At 44.2% G+C, this 6,024-nt stretch carries 4 protein-coding genes; 1 reads left to right on the top strand and 3 read right to left on the bottom strand.

All coding sequences use genetic code 11. The features are described from left to right. Positions 1–232: 232 nt before the first annotated feature. Positions 233–385 (bottom strand): hypothetical protein, encoded by a 153-nt coding sequence (locus Q4Q54_RS07435; RefSeq protein ID WP_006082989.1) that lies wholly within the window; start codon positions 383–385, stop codon positions 233–235. Between the two features lie 93 nt (positions 386–478). On the opposite strand from Q4Q54_RS07435, the gene Q4Q54_RS07440 reads away from it, so the two are divergent. Next, positions 479–1,366, top strand: coding sequence for a LysR family transcriptional regulator (locus Q4Q54_RS07440; protein WP_261273461.1), 888 nt, complete (start codon positions 479–481; stop codon positions 1,364–1,366). 196 nt (positions 1,367–1,562) lie between these two features. On the opposite strand, the gene fusA is transcribed toward Q4Q54_RS07440, so the two are convergent. After that, positions 1,563–3,656 carry an elongation factor G gene (fusA, locus tag Q4Q54_RS07445; RefSeq protein WP_220592060.1) on the bottom strand — a complete coding sequence of 698 codons (2,094 nt, stop codon included), beginning with the start codon at positions 3,654–3,656 and terminating at the stop codon, positions 1,563–1,565. Positions 3,657–4,096: 440 nt separating this feature from the next. Then, entirely contained in the window at positions 4,097–5,551 is a 1,455-nt protein-coding gene (locus Q4Q54_RS07450) for a diguanylate cyclase (RefSeq protein ID WP_311988105.1), read from the bottom strand. Between the last annotated feature and the right edge of the window lie 473 nt (positions 5,552–6,024).

The raw sequence follows: 6,024 nt of genomic DNA on the forward strand, positions 1-6,024 counted from the left end.
TTATAGGGTGGCTTTTTTACTATTTAAGCATCCTATCCTAATGAATAGGCTTAGAGTCAGTAATGAGCATTCAAGTAAATATAAGACTAAACGTCTATCGCTGGCTCAGCGTCCGTTACTGAACAGTACTTTCACCGAGGAAGGATTGAGCAGAGGTTAAAAAGGCAAAGTGAGAATACAGGGAAATAAAGATAAGAGCAGAACCTAAAACGCAGAAAAGTAAAAACCCAGCCTAGGCTGGGTTTACTTGTTGTTTTGCTTTATGCAAATCACCCGCTGGAGCCGTTTTAGTGACTTGCGCCGCTTTAGCGTTTTGCACCTCTTTTGCCACAGGCATAGCCGCCTGCCACAAAGCCCCTACCCACAGACTCGAACTTGATTTCATCGGTATACCCCTGTTTTGTTAACAAGGTCAAAGTAATATTTAAGCCATCATTAGTAAAATGAATAAATTCCATAATATGAATTCCATTTGAGCATGAACATCCCAATCAAGACCTTACAGTGTTTTCTGACCCTAGTGGAAACTGAAAACTTTACCCGCGCCGCGCAGAAATGTTTTATCACTCAGCCGACACTGAGCAAAATCATCCAAAGACTCGAAGAAAGCCTAGGGGAAACCTTGCTGATCCGAAATAACCAAAAGGTTGAGCTAACTCAGGCAGGGCAGCTATTTGAGCATAGTGCGCGGGAAATCCTCGGTCAATGGCATAGATTGCAGGAGGACATGAGTAACCTCAGCGGTCTCAAGTCGGGGCGATTACGGCTAGGGGTGTGTCCCATGATGAGCAGCCTAATTATAGGTTTGCTCACTAGCTATCGTAAGCGCTACCCAGGAGTTGAGCTACACATGCATGAGTACGGCGGATTTGGCTGCGAGCAAGCCCTACTCAATAACAGTCTCGATATCGCCTTTACTGCGCTCCCCACGACCCATGAGACCGAACTCGTCAATCAACCCCTGACTAAGTACCCTTTACTCGCATGCCTGCCAGAGGGGCATCCCTTAGCCGAGAAAGACCACTTAAACTGGCAGGACTTCCAACCCTACCCTTTTATCCTCTATAACGAAGACTTCTCCCTCGCTAAACTGATCAATCGGCTCAGCCGCAAAGCAGGTGTTCAGCTCAATATTGCCTTTCGCAGCGGCCAATGGGATTTTCTCGCCGCCATGGTTGAGGCCGATATGGGTGTCGCCATTTTACCTGAGCCTATCTGCAATAGACTAAGCACCAGCAAACTGGTCTTTAAACCTATGCAACCCGCAATGACATGGGATCTGGCGCTTATTTGGCGTCAAAGTTTACCTTTAACACCGGCGGCCAAGGCCTTGCTTGAATTGAGTAAACAAAAAACTGAGCGCTGAAATACTGAGAAGATAAAGCGAGAAATGACATTCTGTAAAACAAAAGGATACGGACTTTAAACAAAGAGATACGAAGCTTCGTCAACCGAAGCGGGTGATGACCGTTGGAACTCACCCATAAAAAAACCGCTGTGAGCCTAGGGGCCTACAGCGGTTTTTATTAGCTAACTAAATATTAGCTAATGTAAGTTAAGAATTACTTCTTAGCTTCAGCAGCTTTACGTTCTTTAACTTGAGCAACAACTTTCTCAGCTACGCTAGCTGGACATTGGCTGTAGTGTGAGAACTCCATAGAGAACTGACCACGACCAGAAGTCATTGTACGTAAAGTACCGATATAACCGAACATTTCTGATAACGGTACGTCAGCTTTAACGCGAACACCTGTTACACCAGCAACTTGGTCTTTGATCATGCCGCGACGACGGTTTAAGTCACCGATCACGTCACCCACGTTGTCATCTGGGCTGAACACGTCAACTTTCATGATTGGCTCAAGAAGTTGTGGTTTAGCTTTAGCAATAGACTGACGGAAAGCACCTTTAGCAGCGATTTCGAACGCGATTGCTGATGAGTCAACTGCGTGGAATGCACCGTCAGTTAATTCGAACTCAACGTCTAACACTGGGAAGCCAGCGATAGTACCTGTGTTCATCATGCTCGCGAAACCTTTCTCAACTGCTGGCCAGAATTCCTTCGGAACGCTACCACCAACTACTGAAGATTTGAACACGAAACCAGTGTTTGGCTCACCTGGGCGGATGATATATTCGATCTTACCAAATTGACCAGAACCACCTGATTGTTTCTTGTGTGTGTATTGATCTTCAACCATTTGAGTAATGGTTTCACGGTAAGCAACTTGTGGCTCACCTACGATCAATTCAACGCCATAAGTACGCTTCAGAATGTCTACTTTGATATCTAAGTGAAGTTCGCCCATACCTTTAAGGATGGTTTCACCTGAATCTTCGTCAGTTTCTACGCGGAATGATGGATCTTCAGCGATCATCTTACCGATAGCGATACCCATTTTCTCAGATCCGCCTTTATCTTTTGGCGCAACTGCGATAGAGATTACTGGCTCTGGGAACACCATGGCTTCAAGAGTACATGGGTGTTTCACGTCACATAAAGTGTGACCAGTTTGAACGTTTTTCATACCTACGATAGCGATAATGTCGCCAGCTTGAGCAGATTCAATTTCAATACGGTCATCAGCGTACATTTCACACATACGGCCGATACGCTCAGTTTTACCTGTAGCGCTGTTCAGGATGGTGTCACCCTTCTTCAGTTGACCAGAGTAGATACGTACGAAAGTCAGGGCGCCGAAACGGTCATCCATGATTTTGAACGCTAATGCTTTTAACGGTAAATCAGCAGAAACGATAGCGAATTCGCCAGTTTCGTTGCCTTCTTCGTCAGTTAATGGCTGTGGATCAACTTCATCTGGTGATGGTAAGTAGTCAACAACAGCATCAAGAACCAGTTGCATACCTTTGTTCTTGAATGCAGAACCACAGTATGTTGGGAAGAATGCCATAGTACGAGTACCCGCACGGATACAACGCTTGATGTCTTCCATAGATGGCTCTTCGCCTTCCATGTAAGCTTCCATCACAGCATCGTCTTGCTCAACGGCTGTTTCGATCAGCATTTCACGGTATTCTTCAACAAGATCAACCATGTCAGCAGGAACGTCTTGAACTTCGAAGTTCTCTGGTAAACCTGAATCATCCCATACATAAGCTTTACGAGTTAACAGGTCAACAACACCTGTGAATTCGTCTTCAACACCGATTGGTAAAACCATAACCAGTGGATTAGCAGCTAATACGTCTTTAGTTTGCTTAACAACACGTAAGAAGTCAGCACCCATACGGTCTAACTTGTTTACGAAGATAATACGCGCAACTTCAGATTCGTTCGCATAGCGCCAGTTAGTTTCTGATTGAGGCTCAACACCGCCTGAACCACAGAATACACCGATACCGCCATCAAGCACTTTCAGAGAACGATAAACTTCAACTGTGAAGTCAACGTGTCCTGGGGTGTCGATAACGTTGAAACGGTGATCTTTCCAGAAGCAACTAACTGCAGCAGACTGAATAGTAATACCGCGCTCAGCTTCCTGTACCATGAAGTCAGTGGTAGATTCACCATCGTGAACTTCACCGATTTTATGGATTTTACCGGTTAGCTTAAGGATACGCTCGGTGGTCGTGGTTTTACCCGCGTCAACGTGAGCGAAGATACCAATGTTTCTGTATTTGGATAATTCGGTCATGATTCAACTTTAATGAGTAGTTTAAGAAGTAGACGGAGTATGCGACAAACACCGACACACCGCACATCAGATTATTTTAGGCGCATATTGTAAATTGGAACCCTTCTCGGCGCAAATGGCTAGACTACTTTTTCACGATAAAGTCGCGTAATAATTTAAGAAAATGGTCATAAACACGAACTAAAACAAATGAGTAAAACACTTTAGCTTATTTTTCACCCAATCAATAAAAATCGTTAAATAAACCGCATTCTAATGGGATAAGGCGATTTTCAAGGGATTTCTATCATATCGTCAGTACAAACATCGAACATTAACCGATATGCATTGCTGCTGGCGCAATAATGCTAATCCTTTCTTTAAAATAAAGATGACATCATTGATTCAACTGAGTGGAAGCCATTTGCTCAGATAACGGCAAATCACGCTTGTGTAAATACTTACTTGTCGGTGCACATTTGATTACGCCCTTGTGCTTTAGCGCGATAAAGCGCGCGATCGGCACGTTCAAAGCACAACATCATAGGTTCGTTATCGGCGAGCTTAGCAACACCAAAACTGCAGGTTAACTGCACATTGTCAGTAAATTGATAATGTTTGATCCTCTCAGCTATCCGCACACACAAGCTTTCAACTAAGGGTAAAGATGACTGCTGACAGAGGATCACAAACTCTTCGCCGCCCCAACGGGCAACCACATCAGATTCACGCACACAGTGCTGTAGCACCTGCGACACTTGCTCAAGGATCCGATCCCCGACGTTATGCCCTAGCGTGTCATTAATCTCTTTAAAGTAATCGATATCAATCATCACCAAGCACATGCCTGCTTTAGCAGATTTATCATGCTGCTCATTATTAATAAAAAGGCGATTAAAGTAATGTCGGTTATACAACTTGGTCAGGGGATCATGGGTAGATAAAAACTCGAGTTCGGCATTTGAAGCCTCGAGCTGCTGTCGTAAGGTTTCGAGCTGCTGATTCTTATCGGTGAGTCTACGGTTATACTGGCTGATAAAGTAAGTTCTTGCCCCCAGCATTAGCAATAACAAACACGTCGCGCAGATAACTTGATAAACAAGCGAATAGTTAGTCTCATCTATGACAGTCACATTATTCCACTTCTGATAAATCAAGATCCGCTCCTGCTCACTCACAGCATTTAAGGCCTTATTTATCACAGGTAACAAGGACTCTTGACCATAGGCAACCCCCATCCGCAACTCATCTTCTGGTCCGCCCCAACCGGCTATTTTCAAATGATTAAATCCAGTTTGTTGGATGTAGGAGTTAACCGAAAACATCGATCCCACAAACAGATCGGCACGTTTATCCAGCACCGACTGCAATCCTGCTGGCTCACTGGCCACGGTAAGCGTCTCAATTTGAGGATAATAATGCTGAATATATTCGGCTAAACGATAACCTTTAGGCACGGCTAAAGTACGCGCCCCAATATTCTCAAATCCTTGCAAGAAAGGCTGATCTTTAAGTGACACCAATACATTAGGAGAGCGGAAATAGACATCACTGAAGTGCAGATAAGTCTCTCGTATCAGGGTTTTATTCAGCATAGGGGTTAAATCACACTGCCCGCTTTGCAAAAAGGATAAGGTCTCGGTCCAAGAGGAAGTCGGCACCAGCTGAAACTTAAGGGAGGAATGCGATTCGATATAATCAATATAGTCTGACGAAATACCCAGATGTTTATCCTCTCGGATTCCTTCATAGGGTAACCAGTCAGGATCAACGCAATAACGGACTGTCTGAGTCATGCTAACGCTAACGTCTTGGCTAGCAAGCTTGGCATTTGCCATCGCTAAACGGTCGGCATGAGCCAATAATGGCATACACATCAATAGCGGCAATAACCTCAATAAGCCACGCAATTCCATTGATAGTTTCAACCTAAAAGCAGACGCTCGATGGGGAATGTAAAAAAAGTGTATACGTGAAAACCGCATAATACCAATTCCCATCATTACGAGTGTGTAGCGGTTATTTATCAATAGTCGGTTCAAAACGCTGAAATATGTGTCTGCGCGACGCAATAAGGGGTGTATAGACTGGAAAGAAAACCTCTTGAGTGAGGAAGGTTAACGTCGCTGCAAGTGACCATTGAGACTAAGTATCACTTTTTTCAGATTTGGGCTTTCAAATTTGATGAGCCTAACAGGATGCAATGAATTGATAGTGATATCGAGGATGTACCTGTCTATAAAGATAAAGCAAACCCGCAATCGGTTTGGCAAAAGTGATATTGTCTAAAATGCCGAAATGAAAAAAGCCTCTACATTGCTGTAGAGGCTTTCATCTTTATGTTGGCGGGTGAAATATCGCGCAGCGATGAGCTCATGAACGAGAGACA

This window comes from Shewanella sp. SP2S2-4 (assembly GCF_031932025.1).
Lineage (GTDB): Bacteria > Pseudomonadota > Gammaproteobacteria > Enterobacterales > Shewanellaceae > Shewanella > Shewanella baltica.

What these genes read in the sequence shown, in the direction of transcription:
- fusA (WP_220592060.1), bottom strand. Translation starts at nt 3,656, where the DNA reads ATGACCGAATTATCCAAATACAGAAACATTGGTATCTTCGCTCACGTT.
- Q4Q54_RS07440 (WP_261273461.1), top strand. Translation starts at nt 479, where the DNA reads ATGAACATCCCAATCAAGACCTTACAGTGTTTTCTGACCCTAGTGGAA.
- Q4Q54_RS07435 (WP_006082989.1), bottom strand. Translation starts at nt 385, where the DNA reads ATGAAATCAAGTTCGAGTCTGTGGGTAGGGGCTTTGTGGCAGGCGGCT.
- Q4Q54_RS07450 (WP_311988105.1), bottom strand. Translation starts at nt 5,551, where the DNA reads ATGGAATTGCGTGGCTTATTGAGGTTATTGCCGCTATTGATGTGTATG.